25 protein-coding genes are annotated in these 24,810 nt (G+C 64.5%); 9 read left to right on the top strand and 16 right to left on the bottom strand.

All coding sequences use genetic code 11. The annotated features are described in order from the left end of the window. Nucleotides 1-28: 28 nt before the first annotated feature. Entirely contained in the window at nucleotides 29-1,672 is a 1,644-nt protein-coding gene (locus AC1RUR_RS37565; protein WP_492853169.1) for a hypothetical protein, read from the top strand. Between the two features lie 5 nt (nucleotides 1,673-1,677). Here the strand turns inward: AC1RUR_RS37565 and AC1RUR_RS37560 are convergent, their stop codons facing one another. The 4 genes from AC1RUR_RS37560 to AC1RUR_RS37545 form a co-directional block, all read right to left on the bottom strand. Further along, nucleotides 1,678-2,235, bottom strand: coding sequence for a hypothetical protein (locus AC1RUR_RS37560; protein WP_492853168.1), 558 nt, complete (start codon nucleotides 2,233-2,235; stop codon nucleotides 1,678-1,680). A 97-nt stretch (nucleotides 2,236-2,332) separates the two neighbouring features. Beyond that, nucleotides 2,333-2,605 (bottom strand): hypothetical protein, encoded by a 273-nt coding sequence (locus tag AC1RUR_RS37555; RefSeq protein WP_492853167.1) that lies wholly within the window; start codon nucleotides 2,603-2,605, stop codon nucleotides 2,333-2,335. A gap of 257 nt (nucleotides 2,606-2,862) precedes the next feature. Continuing rightward, nucleotides 2,863-3,087 carry a hypothetical protein gene (locus AC1RUR_RS37550; protein WP_492853166.1) on the bottom strand — a complete coding sequence of 75 codons (225 nt, stop codon included), beginning with the start codon at nucleotides 3,085-3,087 and terminating at the stop codon, nucleotides 2,863-2,865. A gap of 38 nt (nucleotides 3,088-3,125) precedes the next feature. Further along, on the bottom strand, nucleotides 3,126-3,368 hold the full coding sequence (locus tag AC1RUR_RS37545; protein WP_492853165.1) for a hypothetical protein: 243 nt from the start codon (nucleotides 3,366-3,368) through the stop codon (nucleotides 3,126-3,128). 158 nt (nucleotides 3,369-3,526) lie between these two features. On the opposite strand from AC1RUR_RS37545, the gene AC1RUR_RS37540 reads away from it, so the two are divergent. Together AC1RUR_RS37540 and AC1RUR_RS37535 are read left to right on the top strand one after the other, a co-directional pair. Beyond that, nucleotides 3,527-3,952: a DUF5413 family protein gene (locus AC1RUR_RS37540; protein ID WP_492853164.1), complete on the top strand. Its 426-nt coding sequence runs from the start codon at nucleotides 3,527-3,529 to the stop codon at nucleotides 3,950-3,952. Between the two features lie 61 nt (nucleotides 3,953-4,013). Continuing rightward, nucleotides 4,014-4,565: a DUF4112 domain-containing protein gene (locus AC1RUR_RS37535; protein ID WP_492853163.1), complete on the top strand. Its 552-nt coding sequence runs from the start codon at nucleotides 4,014-4,016 to the stop codon at nucleotides 4,563-4,565. Between the two features lie 246 nt (nucleotides 4,566-4,811). On the opposite strand, the gene AC1RUR_RS37530 is transcribed toward AC1RUR_RS37535, so the two are convergent. The 4 genes from AC1RUR_RS37530 to msrA all read right to left on the bottom strand — a co-directional run bounded on the left by AC1RUR_RS37530 (nucleotide 4,812) and on the right by msrA (nucleotide 6,765). Continuing rightward, complete coding sequence (locus tag AC1RUR_RS37530) at nucleotides 4,812-5,108, bottom strand: hypothetical protein (RefSeq protein ID WP_426423458.1); 297 nt, start codon at nucleotides 5,106-5,108, stop codon at nucleotides 4,812-4,814. A gap of 215 nt (nucleotides 5,109-5,323) precedes the next feature. Next, entirely contained in the window at nucleotides 5,324-5,488 is a 165-nt protein-coding gene (locus tag AC1RUR_RS37525; RefSeq protein ID WP_053815155.1) for a DUF3309 family protein, read from the bottom strand. A 116-nt stretch (nucleotides 5,489-5,604) separates the two neighbouring features. Beyond that, nucleotides 5,605-6,024 (bottom strand): peptide-methionine (R)-S-oxide reductase MsrB, encoded by a 420-nt coding sequence (gene msrB / locus AC1RUR_RS37520; RefSeq protein ID WP_492853162.1) that lies wholly within the window; start codon nucleotides 6,022-6,024, stop codon nucleotides 5,605-5,607. 30 nt (nucleotides 6,025-6,054) lie between these two features. Further along, nucleotides 6,055-6,765, bottom strand: coding sequence for a peptide-methionine (S)-S-oxide reductase MsrA (gene msrA / locus AC1RUR_RS37515; protein WP_492853161.1), 711 nt, complete (start codon nucleotides 6,763-6,765; stop codon nucleotides 6,055-6,057). Nucleotides 6,766-7,035: 270 nt separating this feature from the next. Between msrA and AC1RUR_RS37510 the strand changes: the two genes are divergently transcribed. Beyond that, complete coding sequence (locus AC1RUR_RS37510; RefSeq protein ID WP_492853160.1) at nucleotides 7,036-8,724, top strand: caspase family protein; 1,689 nt, start codon at nucleotides 7,036-7,038, stop codon at nucleotides 8,722-8,724. Nucleotides 8,725-8,937: 213 nt separating this feature from the next. Here the strand turns inward: AC1RUR_RS37510 and AC1RUR_RS37505 are convergent, their stop codons facing one another. The 6 genes from AC1RUR_RS37505 to napE form a co-directional block, all read right to left on the bottom strand. Further along, on the bottom strand, nucleotides 8,938-10,053 hold the full coding sequence (locus AC1RUR_RS37505) for an ATP-dependent DNA helicase (RefSeq protein ID WP_492853159.1): 1,116 nt from the start codon (nucleotides 10,051-10,053) through the stop codon (nucleotides 8,938-8,940). Between the two features lie 213 nt (nucleotides 10,054-10,266). Next, nucleotides 10,267-10,908, bottom strand: coding sequence for a NapC/NirT family cytochrome c (locus tag AC1RUR_RS37500; protein WP_492853158.1), 642 nt, complete (start codon nucleotides 10,906-10,908; stop codon nucleotides 10,267-10,269). After that, nucleotides 10,905-11,375, bottom strand: a complete 471-nt coding sequence (locus tag AC1RUR_RS37495; RefSeq protein WP_492853157.1) for a nitrate reductase cytochrome c-type subunit — start codon at nucleotides 11,373-11,375, stop codon at nucleotides 10,905-10,907. Before AC1RUR_RS37495 ends, AC1RUR_RS37500 begins: the two co-directional genes overlap by 4 nt. Beyond that, on the bottom strand, nucleotides 11,372-13,885 hold the full coding sequence (napA, locus tag AC1RUR_RS37490; protein WP_492853156.1) for a nitrate reductase catalytic subunit NapA: 2,514 nt from the start codon (nucleotides 13,883-13,885) through the stop codon (nucleotides 11,372-11,374). Before napA ends, AC1RUR_RS37495 begins: the two co-directional genes overlap by 4 nt. 16 nt (nucleotides 13,886-13,901) lie before the next feature. Then, nucleotides 13,902-14,231, bottom strand: a complete 330-nt coding sequence (locus AC1RUR_RS37485; protein ID WP_492853155.1) for a chaperone NapD — start codon at nucleotides 14,229-14,231, stop codon at nucleotides 13,902-13,904. Nucleotides 14,232-14,257: 26 nt separating this feature from the next. Next, nucleotides 14,258-14,440, bottom strand: coding sequence for a periplasmic nitrate reductase, NapE protein (napE, locus tag AC1RUR_RS37480; protein ID WP_492853154.1), 183 nt, complete (start codon nucleotides 14,438-14,440; stop codon nucleotides 14,258-14,260). 262 nt (nucleotides 14,441-14,702) lie between these two features. Here napE and AC1RUR_RS37475 point away from each other — a divergent pair, with 262 nt between their 5' ends. From AC1RUR_RS37475 to AC1RUR_RS37460, 4 genes are all read left to right on the top strand, one after another. Then, nucleotides 14,703-15,908 (top strand): LLM class flavin-dependent oxidoreductase, encoded by a 1,206-nt coding sequence (locus AC1RUR_RS37475; RefSeq protein ID WP_492853153.1) that lies wholly within the window; start codon nucleotides 14,703-14,705, stop codon nucleotides 15,906-15,908. Nucleotides 15,909-16,123: 215 nt separating this feature from the next. Then, nucleotides 16,124-16,618, top strand: a complete 495-nt coding sequence (locus tag AC1RUR_RS37470; RefSeq protein WP_492853152.1) for a septal ring lytic transglycosylase RlpA family protein — start codon at nucleotides 16,124-16,126, stop codon at nucleotides 16,616-16,618. Nucleotides 16,619-16,846: 228 nt separating this feature from the next. Beyond that, nucleotides 16,847-17,632, top strand: coding sequence for a helix-turn-helix transcriptional regulator (locus AC1RUR_RS37465; RefSeq protein WP_492853151.1), 786 nt, complete (start codon nucleotides 16,847-16,849; stop codon nucleotides 17,630-17,632). A 14-nt stretch (nucleotides 17,633-17,646) separates the two neighbouring features. Then, nucleotides 17,647-20,886: a toll/interleukin-1 receptor domain-containing protein gene (locus tag AC1RUR_RS37460; RefSeq protein WP_492853150.1), complete on the top strand. Its 3,240-nt coding sequence runs from the start codon at nucleotides 17,647-17,649 to the stop codon at nucleotides 20,884-20,886. Between the two features lie 21 nt (nucleotides 20,887-20,907). Here AC1RUR_RS37460 and AC1RUR_RS37455 read toward each other — a convergent pair whose 3' ends face one another. Continuing rightward, nucleotides 20,908-21,861 (bottom strand): alpha/beta hydrolase, encoded by a 954-nt coding sequence (locus AC1RUR_RS37455; protein WP_492853149.1) that lies wholly within the window; start codon nucleotides 21,859-21,861, stop codon nucleotides 20,908-20,910. 130 nt (nucleotides 21,862-21,991) lie between these two features. After that, nucleotides 21,992-23,236: an acyltransferase family protein gene (locus AC1RUR_RS37450; protein ID WP_492853148.1), complete on the bottom strand. Its 1,245-nt coding sequence runs from the start codon at nucleotides 23,234-23,236 to the stop codon at nucleotides 21,992-21,994. A 280-nt stretch (nucleotides 23,237-23,516) separates the two neighbouring features. Between AC1RUR_RS37450 and AC1RUR_RS37445 the strand changes: the two genes are divergently transcribed. Continuing rightward, nucleotides 23,517-24,683 (top strand): cytochrome P450, encoded by a 1,167-nt coding sequence (locus tag AC1RUR_RS37445; protein WP_492853147.1) that lies wholly within the window; start codon nucleotides 23,517-23,519, stop codon nucleotides 24,681-24,683. The last annotated feature ends 127 nt before the right edge of the window (nucleotides 24,684-24,810 follow it).

Raw genomic sequence — 24,810 nt, 5'->3', positions numbered from 1 at the left:
ACCGGGACGCGCGTATAGTTGAGTAGAAATGGCTGATTACTATCCGCTGATTGCCCGCGCTATTGCCGCCCTGGACCCCAATGCTCCCGGCGAGAGCCGTCGCGCGCTCTATGAGCGGGCCCGTACGGCTCTGATTGCGCAGCTCCGCAGCGTTCAGCCGCCGCTCTCCGAATCCGAGATCACACGCGAACGGCTGTCGCTGGAAGAGGCCGTCCGCAAGGTCGAATCGGAGGCCGCCCAGCGTGCCCGCGACGCCTCGCGTCCCGGTGGCGGCGCCCGCAGCAGCAGCAGCGGCGATGCCTTTCGCCGCGCCAGCACCCGTGCCACCGAGGCCAACCCGGCCGCAGCGCCTCCGGCGGCGTCGCCGCGCACCCGTCCGGCCCCGCCTCCGCCACGTGCCGACCGCCCCTCCTTCAACGTCGATGACCAGGGCGATGCCCAGCGTCCGCCGCGCGCCCCCCGTTTCGACGCAACGCGCCAGCCAGGTCCGCTTGGTTCTCCGCCCGCGCCGCCGCCGATGCCGGAGCCGCCTCCACCTGCCGGCCGCGATCGTCAAGGTGACCGTCAAGGCGGGCGCCGCCCGCCGGACATCGGACCGCCGCCGGCGCTGCCGCCGGCCCCGGGCGTGCGCGGCTTCCGCGACATCACCGCCGATGCCAACGATCTCGGCGGCGCCGCCGCGCAGGCCAACCGTGCCGCGCGCCGCACCTACGCCAACGTGCCTTCGCCCTCGCCGGAATTCGACCGGCTCGAGCCGAGCCTGGAAAATCGCGTCGGGGAGGGCGATGCGCCCTATTCCTACGACGAGTCGATCGAGGAGGCCGAGCGCTATGCGCCGCGGCAGGCGTCGACGCGCCCGCACATCCCGGTCCTCGACCGCGACGCCAAGAAGCCCAAGCGCGCCCGCTCCGTCTTCCCGTTCAAGAGCGCGATCGCCGTCGGCATCGTGCTGATCCTGGTCGGTGCCGGCATCCTCTGGGGCAAGCCGCTGCTGCAGATCGCGACCAATCTGTTCAAGTCCTCGCCGACCCAGGTGGTGGAGACGCCGAAGGATCCGTCGCAGCCGCAGAGCAAGCCGAAGATTCCCGATCGCGTCGGCCAGCCCTCGGCGAGCGACCAGCCGGTCGCGCCGGTGGCGCAGAAGGTCGTGCTCTATGACGAGGATCCGTCCGATCCGAAGGGCAAGCAATATGTCGGCTCGGTGGTGTGGCGGCTCGAGCCAATCAAGGCGTCGGGCAACCAGAAGGCCGATGTCGCGGTGCGCGCCGACATCGAGATTCCCGACCGCAAGTTCAAGATGACGATGTCGTTCCGCCGCAACACCGACTCCTCGCTGCCGGCGAGCCACACCGCGGAGCTGACCTTCATCCTGCCGCAGGATTTTCCGGGCGGTAGCGTCTCCAACGTGCCGGGCATCCTGATGAAGTCGAACGAGCAGGCGCGCGGCACGCCGCTCGCGGGGCTCGCGGTCAAGGTCACCGACGGCTTCTTCCTGGTCGGCCTCTCCAATGTCGATGCCGACCGCGCCCGCAATGTCCAGCTCCTGAAGGAGCGCTCCTGGTTCGACGTGCCGCTGGTCTACGCCAACCAGCGCCGCGCCATCATCGCCATCGAGAAGGGCGCTCCCGGCGAGCGCGCCTTCAACGACGCCTTCGCGCAGTGGGGCGATTAGGCCGGTTATTTTGAACCCGAGCCGATCGGTTGTTCGGGCGAGCCAAGGCCCGAGCCGGAGCTGCCGATCGGTTGGCCGTTGGCAGAATGGCCGACGCCGACACTCGCCGCACCGACGGTGCCTGACGACTGGCTCGTCCCCGGTGCCGTATTCGAACCGTTGACGGCCGAGTTTTTCTGGGCGGCCGCCGTCGCGCTCGGACCGCTGAGCGACGGATCGGAGGGCACGAAATAGTTCGTCGCCTTCCTTGGCGTGGAGACCCCGCTGCCTGCCGTTCCCGTCGTGCTGTTCGTGCCGCTCGTGCTGTCCGTCGTCCCGGAATTGGTCGGCCGTCCGAGCGTGCTCGGGCCGCTGAAACCCCCGGTGCTCGGCGCTCCGTAGCTGCCGGCGCCATAGGCACCGGCTCCGTAAGCGCCTGTCGAACCTGCGGCGGCCGCGCCCGTTCCTCCGGTGCCGCCCGCGCCGCCCGCACCTCCTGCGCCCCCCGCGCCTTGCGCGAGCGCTGGCGCTGCGATGCCGATCACGGCAAGTGCGACCAGCGTTTCGAGTGTTCGTAGAACCATGTTCCGCTCCGATGACTGTTCGAAACGGATAAATGTCGAACACCCCGACAAGGTTTCCTGCGAGCCGGAGGGGCGGGCGATCCGGTGGCGCAATCGCCTATTGCGCGGCGGCTTCCCGCTTGCGCGATGCTGCTGCGGCGGCGTGCTCGCGGTCCATCACTGCGCGGCAGCCGGGGCTGACCTGCGCCTTTTTCTGGACCATGCAGGCGGTGATCCGGGGAATGTCGGGGATTTCACTGGAGCACAGCCGCATCGCGTCGCCCGAGCACATCTGCTGCGCTTCGGACGAGAAGGCGAAGCCGGGCGATGTCTGGAATGCGATGGTGGTGGCGAGGGCGAAGAGAGTTGCGATGGTCTGATTGCGTGTCATGCAGAATGCGTCCCCGAGTTCCGTGGGCTTGAGCCGCTTGGTTTTGGGGCGCCGCACGCGGCTTGACCTGCCGCATGTCGCAGCCATCACGCCGGGAATCTCGTCCCGCATGTGGTTGCTCGATCTCTCGTGATGTTCGAATCGAAAAGTGCTGCGCCGCCCGAGCCAAGTATGCGCCATTGTCGTATGGCTGCAATGGGCCGCGCGAACGAATTCGCAATTGTTGCGCGCACGTCACGCCGAACCGACGCGTTCCGTCAGATGAGGCGATAGGATGGCGCGCTTGTGGCGTCGGGCTCGCCAAGTGCGGCGGCGTGTTCCTCGACGGCGGTGACGCCTTTCGCGGTGAGCTCGAACAGATCGCCGTCCTTCATCACGTAGCCGTCGGCGATCAATTGCCCCATCTTGCCTTGCCGGTCGTCGGCAAAGGCAACAGATTGACAGATGTCCCTGAGGATCGAGAGCTGTTCGTCGCGCAGCATGGCTTCACCTCTTCGTTCACAGGGAATGTCTTCGATCCTCACATGCCGTGGCTCTCGAACACCTTGCTGCATGATTTCGACAGCTTGGCCCGGTTGGCTTGCAGGCAGCCCTGCACTGCGCCGTCATTGCCGAGGTCCTTGCGGCACAGCCGCGATGCGTCGCGCGAGCAGGCGTTCTGCTCCTGCGGCGTACCCATGTGGCCCTGCGCGAGAGCGGGCGCGCTCGACAGGCCGCCGAGGATTGCCAGTGTGATCGTCGCCAGAAGAAAGTTGCGGGACATCGGCGGGCTCCAGTCCAATCCAAGGGTGATCCAGGGGCGATTGAGGTCCTGTCTGAACTCGTCGCCCCGCCACTTGTTCCCCCCGGGGAGGAGCCGGCGCCCGCTATTCAAGGTTCCCGGGGCGCTGCTATAACGGAGACAAAGTGTGAGGGTGCTTGATGAAACGCTATCTGGTGTTTGCGCTGGTCGGACCGTTCGTCGGCGGGTTCCTGCTGCTGCTGACGACGACCTATCAGTCCGGCTATTGGGCCCAGACCAATCTCGGCGAGGTCGGCAAGCTGTTCGCGGTGTTCTTCAAGACCCTGCAATACAGCTATCTGTTCGGCTTCCTGCCCTCGCTGATGATCGGCGCGGTCGACGACATCCTGGTCCACATCCGCCGGGTCGGACCGGTGCTGCGGATGCTGCTGGTCGGCCTGTTCGCCTTCGTCCTCGCCTCGCTGACCTACAGCTCGCGCGGGCCGGATTCAGGCGCGATTCAGTTCATCCTGTACGGCCTGGTCGGCTTCGTGCCGTCGGTGATTTCGTCTTGGCTCGTGCATCGATATGTCGAGGAGCCGCAGGCCGCGACCGCTCCGACCTGACTGCGCGACGTTCGGGCGCGGGGCAGCAACCTCTGCCGCGTTGCCGCGTTTCACCTGGGCCATGACCATGTCCGACGACGACATCATCGTTCCGCGCAAATCCCGTTCCGGGAGCCATTCGCGCGCCACCTCAGGCACCGACGCGCGCGGGCCGGTCATCGACCAGGACGGCCGCGAGATCCGGCCCGAGACGCTGGAGCAGGGATTTCGCGAATTTCGTTTCGAGTTCGGCCAAGGATTCGGGAATGCCAATCCGTTCGGCAACCTGACGCGCGAGCAGCGCATCGCGCGGCTCGAGGCGATCGCAAAGCTGCTCGACGTCGCCTTCATCCTGCCCGGCACCAACATCCGCTACGGCATCGACGGACTGATCGGCCTGATCCCCGTGGTCGGCGACATCATCACCACCGCGATCTCGCTGTGGCTGGTGCGCGAGGCCCGCGCGCTGGGCGCGCCCTGGCACATCACGGCGCGCATGCTCGGCAATGTCGCGGTCGACGGCGTGGTCGGCATGGTGCCGTTCGCCGGCGATGCCTTCGACGTCATGTTCCGCGCCAACATGCGCAATGTGCGCCTGCTCCGCCGCTGGCTCGACAAGCAGCCGCGGATGTAGCGCGTGATGCCGCCTTCTTCGCCTCGCCCCGCTTGCGGGGAGAGGCCGACGCGCGAATGCGCGGCGGGTGAGGGGGAGTCTCCGCGAGTCCAACTGTCAGAGTGACTGCCGATGCAGCCCCTCACCCCGCCCTCTCCCCGTAAGAACGGGCGAGGGAGACGAGAGAGCGCCGCTCCAAAAACGCAAAAAGCGCGATGACCTTTTGGCCATCGCGCTTCCTGCGCACATCGGGCTTTGCGAAAAAGCTTACGCCGCGTCGGCGTCGGTTTCCGCGGCCGCAGGCTCGGGCTTGCGGTGGCGCGGCAGCGGGAAGGCTTCGCTCTCATAGAGCGAGCGGATGCCGTTCTGGTCGAAGCGCGCTTCCTCGACCTGGAGATAGGCGCCGTTCAGCGAATCCGTCGGCAACTGCTCCATCGCGAACTGCACGGCTTCGGCCGCGGTGCCGAACCGACGATAGGTGAAGCCTGCACGCTTCTTCTTGCGGATCGCGGCGGGGAAGAGCTCGGCGGAAGTGTTGAAGTTGAACGGACGCAGTGGACGCATGGTCAAAGACCTCGTGATCTTCTCTGGGGCTTTAAGCGCGTGGGGTTTGGGGCGGAGGAGGCCACGATTGGGTGGGCCCGCCGCACAGGGTCATTTTCGACCTCTAATATAGGCCGTTTTGACAAAATTGCGACCCCTGCGATGGGAGATGATGAATCTGCGCATAGCTGCTCCGCAGGGGCAATAAACCAAATAATTTCAATGCATTATATGGTTTATAGTTTGCCGAGAAGCAGCAGTACGACCAGCACCACGAGCACGACGCCGCCGATCCCCATGCCGGAATGGCCCATGCCATAGCCATAACCGCCGACACGGCCGGACAGGCCGCCGAGCAGGTAGATGATCACCAGGATGATCAGGATGGTCCCGAGTGACATGGCATCCTCCCTGGCGGCCGCCAAATGCGATGATCGGCCGCACCGCCAGAGAAGAAAAGCACATCGCGGCGCCGGGTTCCATGGCGGAACCCGGCGCCGCGCCAGGTGCACTCTCTTTATTTCGGCTCGAGCTTCAGCGCCGCCGAGTTGATGCAGTAGCGCAGCCCCGTCGGCCCGGGACCGTCGGGGAAGACATGGCCGAGATGGCCGCTGCACTTGGCGCAGAGCACCTCGGTGCGGATCATGCCGTGGCTCACGTCCCTTTCCTCGTCGATATGGCTCTCGACGGCGGGCTCGGTGAAGCTCGGCCAGCCGCAGCCGGAATCGAACTTGGCGTCGGACTCGAACAGCACGTTGCCGCAGCCGGCGCAGACATAGGTGCCGGCGCGGTGGTCGTGCTCATATTCGCCGGAGAAGGGACGCTCGGTCGCCTTCTCGCGCAGCACCGCGTATTGCATCGGCGACAGCTCGCTGCGCCACTGCTCCTCGCTCTTGATGACTTTGTCGTCCGTGGTCTTCGTCTTGGCGTCGGGCATGGGTCTCCCGTTTCTTCTGCGATCTCTCGATCAGTTGGTGGCCTTGCTGGCATTCGCATTCACCAGCGTCGGCTTCTCGATGTAGTTATCCGCGAACAGCTTTTTCAGGTTCTCGACCTTGGGCAGGTCGTTGTAGGCGATGTAGGGCTGGTTCGGATGCAGCGTCAGATAGTCCTGATGATAGGCCTCCGCCGGATAGAACGCCTCCAGAGCGCCGACCTTGGTCACGATCGGCTTGCTGAACACCTTGGCGCCGTTGAGCTGCCCGATATAGGCATCCGCCACCTTCTTCTGCTCGTCGGAGGTGGTGAAGATCGCCGAGCGATATTGCGTGCCGACATCGGGGCCCTGGCGGTTGAGCTGGGTCGGGTCGTGCACCACCGAGAAATAGATCTGGAGGATCTTGCCGTAGGAGATCTTCTTCGGGTCGTACTTGATCTCGACCGCTTCGGCATGGCCGGTCCGGCCGCTCGAGACGGTCTGGTAGTCGGCGGTCGCCTTGGTGCCGCCGGCATAGCCGGAGACCGCATTGACGACGCCCGCCGTGTGCTGGAACACGCCCTGCACGCCCCAGAAGCAGCCGCCGGCAATCACGGCGGTCTGGATGCCGCTCGCCGGCGCCGCGTCCATGGTCGGGGCGGGGATCACGACCGCCTCCTCGGCGGCCCGCGACGGCACGGCAAAGGCCAGCGTCAGGGCGGTCGTAGCAGCCAGCAGAGACAGGAGGGCGGGGCGGCGCATGGCGGATCCTCTTTGCGGAAGGTGGATACTCTAGGTCGGTTGGCCCCGGGCGAACAGCCTGCCCGGCGGCATTTTGGTCACTTGAGATACGGCGACAGGTGCCGATTGTTACGCCGGGACGGACACGAAGCCGTGAGGAATCGGCCTTCGCTGGCTGCCCTCCCGGCGTCCTCTTGGCGCCCTCTTGGCGTCGCGGTCAAATCGGGTTTAATGAACCCCATTGTTGGATCGCCGACTTAAATTGAGTGGCGGTGGAGTTGATTGCCGAACATGTTGCGCGTCGTTTCCCTGACCCTCCTCGTCCTGTTGTCATATTTGCCGTTTGCGTCCGCCGAGCCGCAGCTCGGCGACGATCTCACGATATGCCGGGATCGGCAGTCGGACATGCAGGCCCGCGCCCAGGCCTGCGATGCTCTGCTCAACGCTGACCGCGTCACCGGCAAGGACAAGGCGGTGGCGCTCTCCGTGCGCGGCAACACCTTGATCAACAAGCGCGACCTCGATCGTGCGATCGAGGTCCTGTCCATGGCCCTCGACCTTGATCCCGACAATGTCATCGCGCTCAACCTGCGCGGCCTCGCCCGTGAGCGCAAAGGTCTGGATGACCTCGCGATGGCCGATTACAACCTCGCTCTCCAGAAGCGGCCGACGTTCGGCGTTCCCTACAACAACCGCGGCGTCATCCAGATGCGCAGGGGCGCGTTGCAGAGCGCGCTCGACGATTTCAACCTGTCGATCAAATACGCGCCCAAATTCCTGCTCGGCTATACCAATCGCGCCCGCGTGCGCACGCTGTTGAAGGACTATGACGGCGCGCTTGCGGATTTCGCAGAGGCCGAGAAGATCGAGCCGAACGCGCAGCAGATCACCTCCAACCGCTGCACCACCTACGGCCTGATGGGCAGGTTCGACGAGGCGCTGGCCGACTGCAACGGCCTGATCCAGAAACTGCCGAAGTACCAGTACGCGCTCACCAATCGCGGCGACGTCTATCTGCTCAAGGGCGATGTCGAGGCCGCGCTCAGGGACTACAACGCCGTCCTCCAGCTCAACCCGAACAATGTGCGCGCCTATGCCGGCCGCGGTCAGATCTACGAGCGCAAGCGCGATCTTGCGCAGGCGCGGGCCGACTACCGCTCCGCGGCCTATGCGCTGACGCCGTTTGACGACCTCGACATCGCGCGCGCCCGCGCCAGGGCGCAGGAGCGGCTCGCCGCGCTCGCCCCGCAGGGGCCGGGTGCGTCATCGACCACGCGTCGCGTCGCATTGGTGATCGGCAACGGCGCCTATCGCAACGTGCATGCACTCGACAATCCGCCGCGCGACGCCAAGCTGATCGCCGGCGCGCTGCGCGACGTCGGCTTCCAGACCGTGGTGGCGTCGACCGATCTCACGCGCGACAAGTTCTTCGAGACGCTCCAGACCTTTGCGAAGGAAGCGGAAAAGGCGGATTGGGCGGTGGTCTATTACGCCGGCCACGGCTTCGAGATCGGCGGCGTGAACTATCTCGTTCCGATCGACGCAAAGCTCGCCGCCGACAAGGATGCCGAGAGCCAGGCGGTCGCCCTGGAGCAGGTCATCGCCGCGGTGGGGGCTGCGCGAAAACTGCGGCTCGTGATCCTGGATGCGTGCCGCGACAATCCGTTCGCGCCGACCATGCAGCGCACGCTGTCGCTCAAACTGGTCGACAAGGGCTTTTCCAACATCGAGCCCGGCGCCGGCTTCATGGTGGTCTATGCGGCCAAGCACGGCGAGACCGCGATGGATGGCGACGGCGGCGCCGACAGCCCGTTTGCCACCGCGCTCGCCCGCGAAATGAAGGAGCCGCGCGTCGAGATCCGAAAGCTGTTCGACATCGTCCGCGACGACGTCTGGGCCGCGACCAAGCACGGCCAGCAGCCGTTCACCTATGGCTCGCCGCCGGGGCGGGAAGATTTTTATTTCGTGGCGGGGAAGTAGCCGCGAGCCGTGTGACGCGACGGCGGAGCGTCATAACAGATGTCGTCCCGGCGAAGGCCGGGACCCATATCCACAGGGAGGAGTGTGGGGCAAAGCTCCCACTCCGAGTCTTCGCAAAACGTCTCTCTGTGGGTATGGGTCCCGGATCTGCGCTTCGCTTGTCCGGGACGACGAGCGGAGGTTGAGGCCACGGCGTTGCCAAAGCATCGACGCTTAAACGACGATACTCAGCCGCTTCGCCGCCCGCGTGATGCCCGTGTACAGCCACCGCGCCCGGCTCTCCCCAAACGCAAAGCTCTCGTCGAACAGCACGACGTCGTCCCATTGCGAGCCCTGCGACTTGTGCACGGTCAGCACGTAGCCGTAGTCGAACTCGTCATAGGGCTTGCGCTGTTCCCAGGCGATCTGCTCGATGCCGCCCTCGAAACAGTCGGCGCGCACCGAGACCTTGGTCACCTTGTGCCCGAAATCTTCGTCCGGCGACAGCCGCATCGAGAGGATGCGCGATTTCGAGCGCGAGGTGCTGCGCGACTTCACGCGCCACAGGCCGCCGTTGAACAGGCCCTTCTTGCGGTTGTTGCGCAGGCACACCAGCTTGTCGCCGGCGACCGGAAAGGCGTCCTCGATGTTCTGGCGCTGCCGCACCCGCATGTTGTACGCGCGTCGCGTGTTGTTGCGCCCGACCAGGACCTGGTCGGCACCCATGACGCGATCGGGGTCGAGCTCTTTCCGCGACACCACCTCGCTCTCGCCGTAGCGGCCGATGTCGAGCTCGCGTCCTTCGCGGACGTCCATCGACATCCGCACGATCGGATCGTCCTGCGCCTGGCGGTGCACCTCGGTCAGCATCGCGTCCGGCTCGGTGTTGGTGAAGAAGCCGCCGCCCTGGATCGGCGGCAGCTGAGCGGGATCGCCCAGCACCAGCAGCGGGCAGTCGAACGACATCAAGTCGCGGCCGAGTTCGGCATCGACCATCGAGCATTCGTCGATCACGATCAGCTTGGCCTTCGAGGCCGGCGCGTCGTCCCACAATTCGAAGCTCGGCTGCTCCTCGCCGGATTCGCGGGCGCGGTAGATCAGCGAATGGATGGTGGAGGCGTCGTCGCAGCCCTTGTTGCGCATGACGAGGGCCGCCTTGCCGGTGAAGGCGGCGAACTTCACCTCGCCGTCGACGCCGTCGGCGATATGCCGCGCCAGCGTGGTCTTGCCGGTGCCGGCAAAGCCGAACAGGCGGAACACCGGCGGCGTGCCGCCCCGGCCGGGTTTGGCTTTCAGCCAGTCGCCAACGGCCTTGAGCGCGGCATCCTGATGCGGGGTGAAAGTGGCCATATCTATCTTGAGGAGGGGCGAAACGAGGCGATTCGCCATCTCCCAAAACTAACCATTCGCCCCGCCGGTTCAAGCGCGGTCGAGGTCGTCATGCCCGGGCTTGTCCTGGGCATCCACGTTCTTCGTGCCGTGCAGCCAGGCGTGGATGGCCGGGACAAGCCCGGCCATGACGCTGTGGCGGCGATAGCGAGCGACCGGTCAGATGCGATCGCCTCACTGCCAGCCGGGCACACCCCGCATGTCGGGCAGATGGTGGGCGATGCCCTTGTGGCAGTCGATGCAGGTCTTCTCGCCCGTGAACAGGAAGCGCTGATGCGCGACCGAAGCCCGCGGCGACTGTTTTGTGATGTCCATGGAATCGGCGCTGTGGCAGTTGCGGCATTCCAGCGAATCGTTGGCCTTGAAGCGGGCCCATTCATGCGCGGCGAGCTCCAGGCGATGATCCTGGAATTTCTCCCTTGTGTCGATCGTGCCGAACAGCTTGCCCCAGACCTCCTTGGAGGCCTGCATCTTGCGCGCGATCTTGTCGGTCCAGTTGTGCGGGACGTGGCAGTCCGGGCAGGTCGCGCGCACGCCGGAGCGGTTGCTGAAATGGATGGTCGACTTCAGCTCGGCGAAGACGTTGTCCTTCATCTCGTGGCAGCCGGTGCAGAATTTTTCGGTGTTGGTCAGCTCCAGCGCGGTGTTGAAGCCGCCCCAGAAGATCACGCCGGCCGCGAAGCCCGCCAGCACCAGCACGCCGAGCCCGAACACCGAGCTCGGCCGGATCAGCACCTGCCAGAGCTCGCGCGCAAAGTCCCAGCTTCGCGCGATGAAGCCGCGCTTTGGCTTGGATTCGTCGGCGGTCGTCGTCATCGGCGGCCACCAGGGCTTGCGCGCGACAGCAGCGTGTCGATGTCGGTGAAATCGTTGCTGACGGGCGGGTTGGCGGTGCTCTGCGGCACGTGGCACTCGGTGCAGAAGAAGCGCCGGGGCGAGATCGAGGCCAGGAACTGGCCGTCGCGATCCATGAAATGCGTGATCGAGACCATCGGCGCCTGCGATTCGGCGATGCGCGCCCGCGCGTGGCAGGACAGGCATTTGTTGCCGTTGAGGTCGATCTGGTAGCCGTCGATCGTATGCGGGATCACAGGCGGCTGCTCCGGATAGTTGCGTACCTCCCGCTCGGAGGTGTTGCGGTTCGGCAGCATCGGCGGCGCCGGCCCCTCGTCATTGAGCGGGGCCGGGCCGCGCAGGCCTGATGTCACCGTCTGCGCGGTCAGCGAGCTTGCGCCCGCGGCGATCGCGACCGCAAGCAGGGCGATTCCAAATCGTTTCATCATGACAGGCTCACCCGCTCGATGCGCACGGCGCACTTCTTGAAATCGGTTTGCAGCGAGATCGGATCGGTGGCGTCCAGCGTCACCTTGTTGATCAGCTTGGATTCGTCGAACCACGGCACGAAGACGAGGCCGCGCGGTGGCCGGTCGCGGCCGCGCGTCTCGACGCGGGCGCGAATGAAGCCGCGGCGGGACACCACCTTCACCTCGTCGCCGCGCCGGATCTTCGCCTCCTGCGCATCGTCCGGATGCATGAAGCACACGGCCTCGGGGAAGGCCTTGTAGAGCTCGGGCACGCGGCGCGTCATGGTGCCGGAATGCCAGTGCTCCAGCACGCGGCCGGTCGAGAGCCAGAACGGATATTCACCGTCGGGCGATTCCGCCGGCGGCTCGTAAGGCAGCGCGAAGATCCGCGCCTTGCCGTCCGGGTAGCCGTAGAACTGCACGTCCGCGCCCTGCTTGACGTAGGGATCGCTGCCCTCGCGGAAGCGCCACTTCGTTTCCTGGCCGTTGACGACAGGCCAGCGCAGCCCGCGCTCCCTGTGATAGGTCTCGAACGGCGCGAGGTCATGACCGTGGCCGCGGCCGAATTGGGCATATTCCTCGAACAGGCCCTTGTGCACGTAGAAGCCGAACGCCTTGGATTCGTCGTTGGCATAGCCGGGCTCGATGTCGGTAACAGGGAATTTGTCGACCTGACCGTTCTTGTAGAGCACGTCGAACAGCGTCTTGCCGCGGACATCAGGCTTCTTGGCGATCAGCTCCGCCGGCCACACCTCCTCGATCTTGAAGCGCTTGGAGAATTCCATGAGCTGCCAGAGATCGGACTTCGACTCGCCCGGGGCAGGGACGAGCTGATGCCAGAACTGCGTCCGCCGCTCGGCATTGCCATAGGCGCCTTCCTTCTCCACCCACATCGCGGTGGGCAGGATCAGGTCGGCGGCCAGCGCGGTCACCGACGGATAGGCATCCGAGACCACGATGAAATTGTCGGGATTGCGGAAGCCCGGATAGGTCTCCTCGTTGGCGTTGGGGCCGGCCTGGAGGTTGTTGTTGACCTGCACCCAATAGGCGTTGATCAGGCCGTCCTTCAGCATCCGGCTCTGCAGCACGGCGTGTGCGCCCGGCTTGTCGGGAATGGTACCTTCGGGCAGCTGCCAGATCTGCTCGGTCTTGGTGCGGTGCTCCTTGTTGGTCACGACCATGTCGGCCGGCAGGCGGTGCGAGAAGGTGCCGACCTCGCGCGCGGTGCCGCAGGCCGAGGGCTGGCCGGTCAGCGAGAACGGGCTGTTGCCGGGCGAGGAGATCTTTCCGGTCAGCAGATGGATGTTGTAGACGAGGTTGTTGCACCAGACGCCGCGGGTGTGCTGGTTGAAGCCCATGGTCCAGAACGAGACCACTTTTGTCTTCGGATCCGCATAGAGTTCGGCCAGTGCCTCCAGCCGGTTGAGCGGCACGCCGGACATCTCGGCCGCCTTCTCCAGCGTGTACTCCGACACGAACTTGACGTACTCGTCATAGCTCATGTCGGTGGAGTCGTTGGGCTTCGCCGCGCCGGTCGCCTTCTTCTGCAGCGGATGCTCGGGCCGGAGGCCATAGCCGATGTCGGTCTGGCCGCGCTTGAACACGGTGTGCGCGGCGACGAAGTCCTTGTTGACGCGGCCGGTCTTGATGATGTGGTTGGCGATGGCGTTCAGCAGATAGAGGTCGGTCTGCGGCTTGAACACCATGCCGATGTCGGCGAGGTCGAACGAACGGTGCTCGAAGGTGGAGAGCACGGCGACGCGGACATGCGGCGCGGAGAGCCGGCGGTCGGCGAGGCGCGTCCACAGGATCGGGTGCATCTCCGCCATGTTGGAGCCCCACAGCACGAAGGCATCGGTCGCCTCGATGTCGTCGTAGCAGCCGGGCGGCTCGTCGATGCCGAAGGTGCGCATCATGCCGGCGACGGCCGAGGCCATGCAGTGCCGGGCATTGGGGTCGATGTTGTTGGTGCGGAAGCCGGCCTTGAACAGCTTCGATGCGGCATAGCCTTCCCAGATCGTCCACTGGCCGGAGCCGAACATGGCGACGCCGTTCGGCCCGCGCTTCTTCATCGCCTCCTTCCACTTCAGCTCCATGATGTCGAAGGCTTCGGTCCAGGACACCGGCGTGAAGTCGCCGTTCTTGTCGTATTTGCCGCCCGTCTTGCGCAGCATCGGCTGCATCAGGCGGTCGTGGCCGTACATGATCTTGGAGAGGAAGTAGCCCTTGACGCAGTTGAGGCCGCGATTGACCTCGGACTTGATGTCGCCGTGCGTCGCGACGACGCGGTTCTCCTTGGTCGCGACCATCACGGAGCAGCCGGTGCCGCAGAAGCGGCAGGCGGCCTTGTCCCATTTCAATTCGCTCACCTCGCGTTCGGTGGCGAGGTTGGCGGCGAGCGCCGGTACCGGGAGTCCGGCGGCGGCGGCCGCGATCGCGGCGGCCTCGAGCTTCAGCATCTGGCGGCGGTCGAGCTTCGGCGATGTCATGATGGCTCTTCCTTGCTCAGGCGGTTTCGATGGCGTGGAAGACCAGCGCTGCGGAGTAGACGTTCGGCAGCGACTGGATGGTGTTGAGCAGGGTGCCGAGACTGCCGGCATCGGGCGCTTCGGTGACGACGACGAGCTTGCCGCGCGGATCGCGGCCGTGAATCTCGCAGCCTGGAAGTGCTGCGATGTCGGCCTCCAGTTCAGTGAGGCGCTCGGGGCGCGCCTGCACGATGATGCTGGCGATCTCGGCGCCCGGCGGCGGCACGATACGGTCGGCGCCGAGCATCCGGCCGGTGATCAATGCGCGGCGGTTCAGAGTGGCTTTATTGAGTGAGACTTGGGCCATGATGCCTGTCTTTCGCTCTGGGGGAGTCAATGGCGGGAGGGCGGGCCGGGAGGGCCGGCGAACATCTGGTAGATCCAGACGCCGAGCCCGTAGGAGCCGACCGTTCCGACCGCGAGGACGGGCATCACGACTGCGGTCAGAAACAGGAAGGCGAAAATCTCCACGCGCTTACGGCGCACGCGCGATGTCGTGTCGTCAGGGGCCGACATGTTCGGTCTCTATGAATGGTACGGGGAATCGGGACGGCATCCGGGCCGTTGCCTTGCCGTACCTTAGGAAGGCGAGGTCCGTTTGCCTTGATCTAGATCAAGCGGCGCGCGGGCGGACCGTTAGCCGCACCCAACAGCGTTAGTTTCATGTTGAGGCCGCATCACGCCGGGCGTTCTCCCGCCTAGTGGAATTGCTGCTCCGTAGACAGCTTGGCCTTAGTCATTAAGATGAGCCCAACAAGAATAAAGCGGGAGAGGCGTCATGAAGTTCGGCATCTTCTATGAGCTGCAACTGCCGCGGCCCTGGGTCGCCGGCGACGAGCTGAAGCTCTATCAGAACGCGCTCTCGCAGATGGAACTCGCCGACAGGCTCGGCTACGACCACGCCTGGGTCGTCGAGCATCATTTCCTCGAGGAATATTCGCACTCGCCCTCGCCGGAATCCTTCCTCGCCGCCGCGAGCCAGCGCACCAAAAACATCCGGCTCGGCCACGGCATCCTCCAGCTCACCACCAACCATCCCGCGCGTGTTGCCGAGCGCGTCGCGGTGCTCGATCTGCTCAGCAACGGCCGCTGCGAATTCGGCATGGGCGAGAGTGCCTCGATCACCGAGCTCACCCCGTTCGGGCGCGACATGGAGACCAAGAAGGAAGTGTTCGAGGAGGCCGTCGCCGCGATCTTCCCGATGTTCAAGGACGCCGGCAGTGAGCACCACGGCAAGTATTTCGACATCCCCTTGCGCAACGTCGTGCCCAAGCCCGTGCAGAAGCCGCACCCGCCGCTGTGGATGGCCTGCTCGCAGCTGCCGACCATCGAACGCGCCGGCCGCCACGGCTTTGGCGCACTCGGCTTCCAGTTCGTCAGCGCGGATGCCGCGCATGCCTGGGTGCACGCCTATTACAACGCCATGACCAAGCGCCTGCACAAGCTCGCCGACTACGAGATCAACCCGAACATGGCGCTGGTGTCGTTCTTCATGTGCGCGAAGACCGACGAGGAGGCGCGTGCGCGCGCCGACGGCGCCACCTTCTTCCAGTTCGCGCTGCGCTTCTACGGCGCCTCGCAGAACCGCCAGCGGCCCGCGCCCTACACCGTCAACATGTGGGACGAGTACAACAAGTGGAAGCGCGACAATCCGGAAGCGCAGGAGGCCGCGCTGCGCGGCGGCCTGATCGGCTCGCCGGAAACCATCCGCAGGAAGCTGAAGCGATTCCAGTCCTCGCATATCGATCAGGTCATCCTGCTCAACCAGGCCGGCAAGAACAGCCACGAGCACATCTGCGAATCGCTCGAGCTGTTCGGCCGCGAGGTGATGCCGGAGTTCCAGAACGATCCGGCGCAGGCTGATTGGAAGCAGGGCGTCATGAGCGGCGAGATCAAGCTGGAAGAGATCGACACCGAGGCGTTTACGGACCGCTACGGCAAGCTCGCCGTCAACGTCGCGCCAGTGAAGGCGGCGGCCGGGTAGGGCGTTCGTGAAGTCATGCTGCTGACGCAATCTCTGTCTTAGTCGGTGACAACGTAAAGCACTGCGTGGGAACCGCTCTGGTTCGCACGACGGTTCCATAGCCAGACGTTTTGGCGCGATTCCGCGAAGGATCGGCGCAAGCTTCATGAACGCGTCCGCGTTCGCTTGCCCTGTTTGCGGTGCCGGGAACCGACGATCAAAAAATCACAGGAGATATGATGCTGTTCCGCTCGAGCGCCGCACTTTGCGGCGCCCTGCTTGCGCTTGCCGTTTCTGCTGCCGTTGCCCGATGTGAAACGCGCGGGGTTCACTCCAGCGCCGTCGCCGGTGCCGCCTCCGAAAATGCAGTCGTCGGCGCTGCATCCATGTACAATCCGTTCAAGCCCGGCAAGGAGGAGGGTGGTCCGAGCACGGCCTCCGGCGAGCGTTATGATCCCTCGGTCTGGGCGGCTGCCATCAAGACGAGCTTGCGCTGGAAATTTGGCGGGGTCGAATTTGGTGCGAGGCCGAAATATGCCCTCGTCGAGGCCGTCGGCAAGAAGGTCATCGTCAAGATAAATGACGTGGGACCACTCAGGCCCGGCCGCATCATCGACTTCAACGAGCGGACCATGCGCCATTTCGATCCGAGCCTGGAGCGCGGCGTCATCGATGACGTAAGAGTGAGCCCCCTTTCAGGGGACGATTGGACACCGGGACCGGTGGGCTGACTGTCCCTCGCGATTGAATGACAATCGCGTTGGCGGCTTCCGTTGCTCGACCCGAAGCAGACCTGCCAAGCGCTTGTCGTCGAAGATCGACTGTGTGGCCCGTAGGGCGCCCCTGCGATCCACCGGAGCGTGATTGCAACCTGCGTCCGCAGGCGCCGGCCTTTTCGCCTTCCGCGGAAATCACCTTGCTGCTATCCTCCCGCAAAACAACATCTTGCGGAGGAAACGATGCGGTCCCAGGCGGTGCGCACAAATCCCGCGACAGGCGACGTCACGCCCGCGGTGCTCGCCATCGGCCGGCCCGATTTCCCGGAGGTCTTGATCGACACGCTCCGCCGGCAGGCGGACGTCGGTCATTGCATGGTGTTTGCGCTGACGCGCGCAGGTCGCGCGCGTTGCCTGCTCGATGCCGGCAACATCCCGATCGGCGGCGATCTCGGCGCGGCCTATGCCGGGCAGTTCCACGAATCCGACCCCAATCGCGATGCGCTGTTCGAGGGCGAGGGCGGCGCGCCGATCCTGCTGCCGGCTTTCGCGCCGCGCATGTATGGCGCGCGCTATCGAAAGATCTTCTTCAACGATTCCGGCATCGTCGACAAATGCGCCACCGCGATCTGGGTCGATGACACCTGCTTCTACGTCAATTTCTACCGCATCGCCGCCCAGGGCCGTTTCAGCGACGCCCAGCGTGCGCGGCTCGAGGCGATGGCACCGGCGATCGGCGCCAGCGTCGCGCGTCATTTCCAGCAAGGCACTGCGAGGCACGACCAGGATCTCGCCACGCTGTTTGCGACCCGCGCGCCGCTCGCCGATCTCACGCCGCGCGAGCAGGAGGTGTGCCGCCGCATCCTGCTCGGCTTCAACTCCGAGGCGATCTCGCAGGCCCTCGGCATCAGCCTGCACTCGACCCTGACCTACCGCAAGCGCGCCTATGAGCGGCTCGGCATCTCCGCGCAGAACCAATTGTTTTCGATTGTGCTGGGCCTGCTGGCGGGGCCGAGCCGCCTGAACTGAGGGTGGGAAATGGCATGGCGGAGGGAACGCCAGGAAGGCCGGAGCACTGGGCTGCCAGCGAGAACGGGGCTTGCCGCCAGACCCGTGTTTTCGTCTCCTATTCGCGCAAGGACCTGACGCTCGCCGAAACGCTGGTTGCGTCCCTCGTCGCACGCGGGTTCGAATCCTACCTCGACAAGAAGGACATCCTGCCCGGCGAGCCCTGGCGCGAGCGGTTGACGGCCCTGATCGCACGCGCGGACGCCGTCGTCTTTCTGATCTCCCCGGATTCGGTTCTGCCCACCTCGGTGTGCGATTGGGAGCTCAACGAAACCGAGCGCATGGGCAAGCGCCTGTTGCCGGTGGTCGTGCGGCGCGCCGAAAACGCTCCTTCGCGCCTGTCCCGCCTCAACTGGATTTTCATGGACGCGGGCGAGGCGCTCGAGCCCGGGCTGAACACGCTCGCGGGCGCACTCATGCGCGACATCGCCTGGACACGCGAGCACACCCGCATCGGCGAATTGGCGTTGCGTTGGGCCAATGCGCGCAACAAGGACGAGTACGCGCTGCTTCGCGGGAAGGACACCGACGACGCCGAGCTGTGGATTTCCTCGCAGCCGCCGCCCTCGCCGGAAACGCCCGAGGTGACCGGGGACCAGCGCGCCTTCATCCAGGAAAGCCGCCGCGCCGAGCAGGCGCAGGCGCAGCGCACGCGCCAGCAACTCGAACGGACGGCGTGGTTCCAGAGGTGGTTTGGCCGGGCGCTGGCGGGTGTGGGCGCACTGTTGCTGGCGGGCCTTGCCGGCGTGATCTGGCAGGACATCGAGACGACGTGGCGGGAGCAGACAGTGTTCGTCAATCCGGTCGACACGGCTGTGCACGCGCAACGCTATGACCGGGCCATGCGCTATGCGCTGCAGACATTTCCGGCTCAAGGTGCGATGCCCTGGACACCGACTTCGACAGCCATCGAAGGCAAGCTCGCCGGCGCGGCGCTGACCAATCGATTGAGCTTCGCAGCAGTTGGACATGCAGGACCTGTTCGAACCGCAAGGTTCAGCCCGAACGGCAAACGGTTCGTCACGGCATCGGATGACGGCGAGGCGCGCATCTGGAACGTCGAGACAGGTTTGCAGGCTGCGATGTTGAGGGGACATACCGAGGGGGTGGTTGGCGCGGAGTTCAGTCCCGACGGCAGGTGGATTGTGACGGCATCGGCCGACAAGACAGCGCGACTTTGGGATGCCGCCACCGGGAAACACATCGGAATGCTCTCGGGGAACGGCCGAGGCGTTCATAGCGCTCGGTTCAACCCCGACGGTACGCGCGTCGTCACCGCGTCAGGCGACGGGACCGTCCGCATTTGGGATGCTGCAACGGCAAAGGAGCTCGCAGCCCAAAAGGCTCCGGATGGTTTTTCCAGTCTCGGCACCGCCGCGTTCAGCGCCGACGGAAAGCACGTCGTCTCGATTTGGGGAGACGGCGCGCGGGTCTGGAACATGGCAAGCGACTCTGATCCCGTTCACCTCGGCGGCTCTGTCGTGCATTACGCCGGCTTCAGTCCCGACAGCGCGAAGGTGCTCGTCGGCTACGCTGCCCTCGGAACCCCGGCCGACAATGCAGCGCTTTGGGACGTCGCCACGGGAACTGAAAAGCTGCGGCTCGATGGCTCCCCCGATCTTCGGTGCGCCGCCTTCAGTCCCGACGGCAAGACGATTGCCGGATGCGTCGGGAACAGCGTGCGTCTCTGGGATGCCGACAGTGGACGGATGAAGCGCGAGCTCAAAGGTCATGCGAACGCCGTCAGCGCACTGGCGTTCAGCCGCGACGGAAGGCTGCTCGCCTCGGGATCGGCATCGGACGGCAAAGCGTCGGCAGCGATGGTCATGTCCTTCTCATTCATCTCCTCGGCACCGGGGAGTGACGACGTTCGCATCTGGGATGTCAGGAGCGGCGAGGAGCTTGCCGACTTGAGGAGCCATACAGGTGGGATCACCGACGTGAGCTTCAGCCCCGAGAGTGCTTATGTGCTGTCCGCATCCGACGATGGAACGGCGCGTGTGTGGCTCGCGCAGCCGAATTACAAGAGGGCGATCCTGCTTGGTCATGAGAAGGGCGTTGTCAGTGCTGCGTTCAGCCCTGACGGCAGCAGGATCGTCACCGGCTCCGATGACGGCACCGCGCGCGTCTGGGACGTGGCGACTGCTACGGAGCTGCTCAAATTTTCCGGGCATGGCCGCGACAGTTTCGAGGGCATCAAATCCGTTGCGTTCAGTCCCGATGGCCAGAGCATTGTCAGCACGGCCTTCGACAATACCGGCCGCCTTTGGGATGCTGCGACCGGACGCGAGCGTATCGTTCTGGCCGGCCCGGAAAAGGGCAAGCACACGACACCAAATGCTCCCGCGGCGGCGTTCAGCCCGGACGGCACGCGCGTCGTTACTGCCGGGATGGGTCAGAACGCTTACCTTTGGGACGCAAGGTCCGGCAGGCAGATCGCGGTCATGGAGGGACAAGTGGGCCTCTCGCATGCCGCTTTCAGCCCCGACAGCAAGCTTCTCCTGCTGGCCAATTCGCCAACTCTTCGCGACAGCGCCGCGAGCCCGCGTCCCCGCCTGTTCGACGGGCAGACAGGTCGAATGATCCGCTCTCTACCGTTCGATATCGGCGGTGTCGTCGCCGTGGCTTTCAGCGGCGATGGCAGGCGAATCCTCGCCGGCTATGCCTGGAAACCGGCGCGCGTGCTTGATATGGAGACAGGCGCGAGCGTCAGTGTTCTCAAGGGTTACGAAGGTTTCGTCACGAACGTCGCTTTCAGCCCCGACGGCACGCGCATCGTCACGGCGTCTGCCGACAAAACCGCGCGTCTATGGGACACTGAAAGTGGCGAAGAGATCGCAGCGTTGCGCGGTCATCGCGATTGGGTGACGGATGCCCAGTTCAGTCGTGATGGCGCAAGACTTGTCACGACCTCGCGCGACGGCACGGCCATCGTCTGGGATGTCGAAAAAGCCATACTCATGAAGGGCGAAAAGCTGCGGGCGCACATATGCAACGATGTGCTGACGGGCGTGCAGGATTTCTCGAGCTCGGAGCTCGCGGATCCCTTCCTGCGCAGCCTCGACAAGTCCGATCCGGTCGCCCGCAACCCTTGCTTTCGGCGCGGGCCGCTGCATTGGGAATATTATACGCAGGCCGCTACCCGTTGGGGCCGCTGGGCGCGCAAGCAGTGGATGGTGATTGTCAAACCCGCTCCTGCTCCGGCGCCGCAGTGACGGCTACTGGCCGCTTGAAGCCTAAGTGAAATACCGCTGAGCAAACTTCCGGAAGTTTTCCATCAAGAACCGATTTGCGCGCCTGCTGATCGGCGCGTCTGGCACCATCATATCGAAGCCATGATAGGCGCCGTCGAACATTTCGAACTCGACCGGAATGTGGGCCCGACGAAGGTTCTCGACGTAGATTTTCGTTTCATCCCGAAATGGCTCGAGACTGCCGACAAATGTGATCGTCGGCGGCAATTTCGTATAGTCCGTGCAGCGTGCCGCAGCCGCGTAAGGCGTAACGTCCTTCACGCCGTCGAGATAGCGGGCCCATGCCAGCTTGTTGGCTTTTTCATCCCAAACGGGTGCGTCGTTTCCAACGACGGATGCGCTGTTCTGCCGGTCGTCGATCATTGGATATATCGGCATTTGAAACGCTATTTTTGCGTCGTCCGTATCGGTTGCCTTGAGCGAGACGGCGGCCGCAAGCCCTCCACCCGCGCTATGGCCCGACACGATGAATTTGTCGGTTCTACCGCCGAGGGAGGCCGCATGATCCCGTATCCATAGCAGGGTGTCGTAGCAGTCATCGAATGCGGCCGGGTACGGCGTTTCAACGGCCTTTCGATAGTCCGGCGCGACGATGATGCACGGCTCCGTCTCGATGAAATCCTTGAGGATTGAGCCGAATTGCTCGGGCACCCCGTGAATGTAACCGCCGCCATGCAAGTAGAGCATGATCGGCAGCGGTCCAGCTGCCGCGGCTGGCCGATAGATTCTCAGGCGAATGGGCGCCCCGCCACTCGTGCTTGGAATGTGTCGCTCTCGGCAGACAAGTCCCCTGATGTTGCTTCCCCGCAAGACGGCCGCAGTGAAACGGAACACGATCAGAGAGAACCATCTCGTGTGAACAGAGCTTGCGATGATCCGCCCAAAGGCATATCGGCCGCGCAAGTCTTCATCCACCATCTCTCTGGTGACCTTCATCCGATACGTCCCGCCGATACGCCCTGCCTTGGCCCGAGGACCTGTCGCCATCCGAAGGCCGCTCTTTGACCCAGGGCAGATGCGACGAGTTCAAGCCAGTCTAAAGCGCGATGCTCCAGCAGGCCATTGGCTATTGCAGCGTAGTGACCATCTTTGCCGGGACGGGCGGCCGAAGGCCCAGCCCCCGAGAAAACCTCGTGCGCCTCGATGTTGACTGTCTTTCCGGAAGCTGTCCGAAATAAGTAATCGTTCGGGTCATCGCACCCCGGATGGCCGGCTCGACCTTCGCGCAGATGAACCAGCAGATCAGCACAAGAATGCTCAGTTGGATCCACACGGCCGTGGTGGCGTCCAGGCCGGCATCGACCAGGGTGCGAATGATCACGGTGCCGATGACGTTGTGGCTGAGATAGAGCGGATAGGTGATCAGTCCAAGCGTTCTCCAATAGGCCGGCGCCTCGGGAGAAGCGATCCCCGCGGCGTGCCTGTTTCTGTTCCGGTTCGCGCACACGGCGATGAGGAGCACTGCGGCAGCCCAAACCATGATCGGCACGAGGGCTGACTGGTCGGCGATGGCTGGTATGCAGCTCAGGAAGAAAGACGCAAAATAGTAGATCTCTGCGGCCCCCGAAAGACAGGTGATGGCGACTGCGACCCGCTCGAGCTTCGTCAATTCCCTGTTTGCAGAGATAAACAGCCAGATGCCCAGTGCAAAGAAGCAGCCATGATTCAACAGGAATGCTGCGGCCGGAACCCGAAACATCAGAACGACGAGATAGATCAAATCGGACGGCGTCGTGCACGACAGCACCAGCAACGCGGCCGCATTGAATATCGCGCTGTAGATGGTGAGACCCCAAGCCAGGTGCCTCAGCGTGACCCTCTTCGAGTGCATCGCGCAGTACACGAGCCCATAAAACGCCATCTCGGCAGCCAGCGTCCAGTAGACGCCATCAAGCCACTGACCCGTGACCCCCTTGGGGACCATCAGCATGGCGTGGATGTAGGGCAGGATGAATTCGGATGCCGGTCCACTTCCGAAGAGAAGCAGAACAAGGAGAGTCGCGGTGGCACAAACCCAAACCGCCGGATAAAGCCTGAGTGCGCGACCGAGTAAGAACTCGCCCGGCGAAGACTTGGACGCGGAATTCGCGATCACGAAGCCGGAAATGACGAAGAAGATCTCGACGCCCACCCAGCCGAACCATGTGAAGGGCGCGGCAGACGGGTAGAGTACATCGGCGGCGACGTAGCGCTCGAAGCCCGGGACGCCAATCGAAACCCAGGCCCATGACCAAAACATCTGGTGAAAAATGGCGACCCCGAGAGCGGTCCCGAAGCGCAGCGGATCCAGCAGTGCAAAATGGTTTTTCACGGGAGTGCTTCCGATCCATGAAACGATCCCGTTGCAGATATTGGAACCCTTCACGAAGCTCTGCGACGTTGGTCACACTTTCTCCGCCCACGGTTCAAAATGCCTGGATTCTCTGCACCTATTGGCGAGCACTCCGGGCCGCGGCCCTGCTGTGTGATGTTTCTCACGGAGGCGCTGACGCCATCGCATGCCGTCCGTCCCTATCGATAGGGACAGACGGCGCCACCGGATTTCGCTAGCCTTGCCGCAAAGGACACGAAAATCCCCGGGGGAGACCACCGTGAGCACCGCGCCGCGCATCGACATCGACCCGGCCGCGTTCTGGGCCGACCCCTATCCGATGCTCGCAAAAATGCGAAACGAAGCGCCGATCGCCTTCGTGCCGCAGCTCGGCTCGACGCTGCTGACGAGCCGCGACGACATCTCGATCTCGGAGAAGCAGATCGACGTGTTCTCCTCGCACCAGCCCGCCGGCCTGATGAACCGGCTGATGGGCCACAACATGATGCGCAAGGACGGCGAGGCCCACCTGGTCGAGCGCCGCGCGATGTTTCCGACGGTGTCGCCGAAGACGGTGAAGGCGCATTGGACCGCGCTGTTCCAGGCCCATGCCGACCGCATCATCGACAGCCTCGAGCCGGGGCGGATCGATTTCATGCGCGACTTCGCGCTGCCGTTCTCCGGCGAGTGCCTGAAGTCGGTCACCGGCCTCACCAATATCGGCTTTGCCGACATGGATGCATGGTCGCAAGGCATGATCGAGGGCATCGCCAATTACGGCGGCGATCCCGCGGTCGAGGCGCGCTGCCACGCCGCGACATCGGGCATCGATGCTGCGATCGACGACATCCTGCCGGTGATGCGTGGGAAGCCCGATCAGAGCATCCTCGGCGTGCTGCTCGCCTCCGGCATGCCGATGGAGAGCGTGCGCGCCAATGTCAAACTCGCGATCTCGGGCGGCCAGAACGAGCCGCGCAAGGCGATCGCCGGCACGGTCTGGGCGCTGCTGACCCATCCCGAGCAGCTCGACCTCGTGCGCAAGGGTGAGGTGACCTGGCTCGACGCCTTCGAGGAATATGCCCGCTGGATCTCGCCGATCGGCATGTCGCCGCGGCGCATCGCAAAGCCGTGGACCATTCGCGACGTGTCGTTCGAGCAAGACGAGCGCGTGTTCCTGATGTTCGGTTCCGCCAATCGCGACGAGAAACATTTTCAGCGCCCCGATCAGTTCGACGTGCAGCGCGACACCAGCAAGAGCGTCGCCTTCGGCGCCGGCCCGCATTTCTGCGCCGGCGCCTTCGCCTCGCGCGCCATGATCGCCGACGTCGCGCTGCCGACATTGTTCGCGCGCGCCGGCCGGATCGAGATCGCCGATGACGAGCCGGTGCGGATCGGCGGCTGGGCCTTCCGGGGCTTGCAGAATTTGCCGGTGAAATGGCTGCATTAGTTCACAGGGGGCGCCCTCGTCACAAAGGCGGTGTCATCGCCCGGCTTGACCGGGCGATCCAGGGCGGATTCAATCACTCGTCGCAACACCCTGTGTATCGCTCACTCGTAGCAATTGGTCGAGAGTT

The sequence above is a fragment of the Bradyrhizobium sp. GW821-FHT12B03 genome, assembly GCF_058807535.1.
This window is presented reverse-complemented; position numbering and strand designations above follow the sequence as displayed.

Coding starts and splice junctions, on each gene's coding strand:
- AC1RUR_RS37560 (WP_492853168.1), bottom strand. CDS start 2,235: ATGGTTCTACGAACACTCGAAACGCTGGTCGCACTTGCCGTGATCGGC.
- AC1RUR_RS37500 (WP_492853158.1), bottom strand. CDS start 10,908: ATGACGACGACCGCCGACGAATCCAAGCCAAAGCGCGGCTTCATCGCG.
- AC1RUR_RS37505 (WP_492853159.1), bottom strand. CDS start 10,053: ATGGCCACTTTCACCCCGCATCAGGATGCCGCGCTCAAGGCCGTTGGC.
- AC1RUR_RS37460 (WP_492853150.1), top strand. CDS start 17,647: ATGGCGGAGGGAACGCCAGGAAGGCCGGAGCACTGGGCTGCCAGCGAG.
- AC1RUR_RS37535 (WP_492853163.1), top strand. CDS start 4,014: ATGACCATGTCCGACGACGACATCATCGTTCCGCGCAAATCCCGTTCC.
- msrA (WP_492853161.1), bottom strand. CDS start 6,765: ATGCGCCGCCCCGCCCTCCTGTCTCTGCTGGCTGCTACGACCGCCCTG.
- AC1RUR_RS37555 (WP_492853167.1), bottom strand. CDS start 2,605: ATGACACGCAATCAGACCATCGCAACTCTCTTCGCCCTCGCCACCACC.
- napA (WP_492853156.1), bottom strand. CDS start 13,885: ATGACATCGCCGAAGCTCGACCGCCGCCAGATGCTGAAGCTCGAGGCC.
- AC1RUR_RS37525 (WP_053815155.1), bottom strand. CDS start 5,488: ATGTCACTCGGGACCATCCTGATCATCCTGGTGATCATCTACCTGCTC.
- AC1RUR_RS37530 (WP_426423458.1), bottom strand. CDS start 5,108: ATGCGTCCACTGCGTCCGTTCAACTTCAACACTTCCGCCGAGCTCTTC.
- AC1RUR_RS37465 (WP_492853151.1), top strand. CDS start 16,847: ATGCGGTCCCAGGCGGTGCGCACAAATCCCGCGACAGGCGACGTCACG.
- AC1RUR_RS37495 (WP_492853157.1), bottom strand. CDS start 11,375: ATGATGAAACGATTTGGAATCGCCCTGCTTGCGGTCGCGATCGCCGCG.
- AC1RUR_RS37540 (WP_492853164.1), top strand. CDS start 3,527: ATGAAACGCTATCTGGTGTTTGCGCTGGTCGGACCGTTCGTCGGCGGG.
- msrB (WP_492853162.1), bottom strand. CDS start 6,024: ATGCCCGACGCCAAGACGAAGACCACGGACGACAAAGTCATCAAGAGC.
- AC1RUR_RS37470 (WP_492853152.1), top strand. CDS start 16,124: ATGATGCTGTTCCGCTCGAGCGCCGCACTTTGCGGCGCCCTGCTTGCG.
- AC1RUR_RS37485 (WP_492853155.1), bottom strand. CDS start 14,231: ATGGCCCAAGTCTCACTCAATAAAGCCACTCTGAACCGCCGCGCATTG.
- AC1RUR_RS37510 (WP_492853160.1), top strand. CDS start 7,036: ATGTTGCGCGTCGTTTCCCTGACCCTCCTCGTCCTGTTGTCATATTTG.
- AC1RUR_RS37545 (WP_492853165.1), bottom strand. CDS start 3,368: ATGTCCCGCAACTTTCTTCTGGCGACGATCACACTGGCAATCCTCGGC.
- AC1RUR_RS37550 (WP_492853166.1), bottom strand. CDS start 3,087: ATGCTGCGCGACGAACAGCTCTCGATCCTCAGGGACATCTGTCAATCT.
- AC1RUR_RS37565 (WP_492853169.1), top strand. CDS start 29: ATGGCTGATTACTATCCGCTGATTGCCCGCGCTATTGCCGCCCTGGAC.
- AC1RUR_RS37455 (WP_492853149.1), bottom strand. CDS start 21,861: ATGAAGGTCACCAGAGAGATGGTGGATGAAGACTTGCGCGGCCGATAT.
- napE (WP_492853154.1), bottom strand. CDS start 14,440: ATGTCGGCCCCTGACGACACGACATCGCGCGTGCGCCGTAAGCGCGTG.
- AC1RUR_RS37475 (WP_492853153.1), top strand. CDS start 14,703: ATGAAGTTCGGCATCTTCTATGAGCTGCAACTGCCGCGGCCCTGGGTC.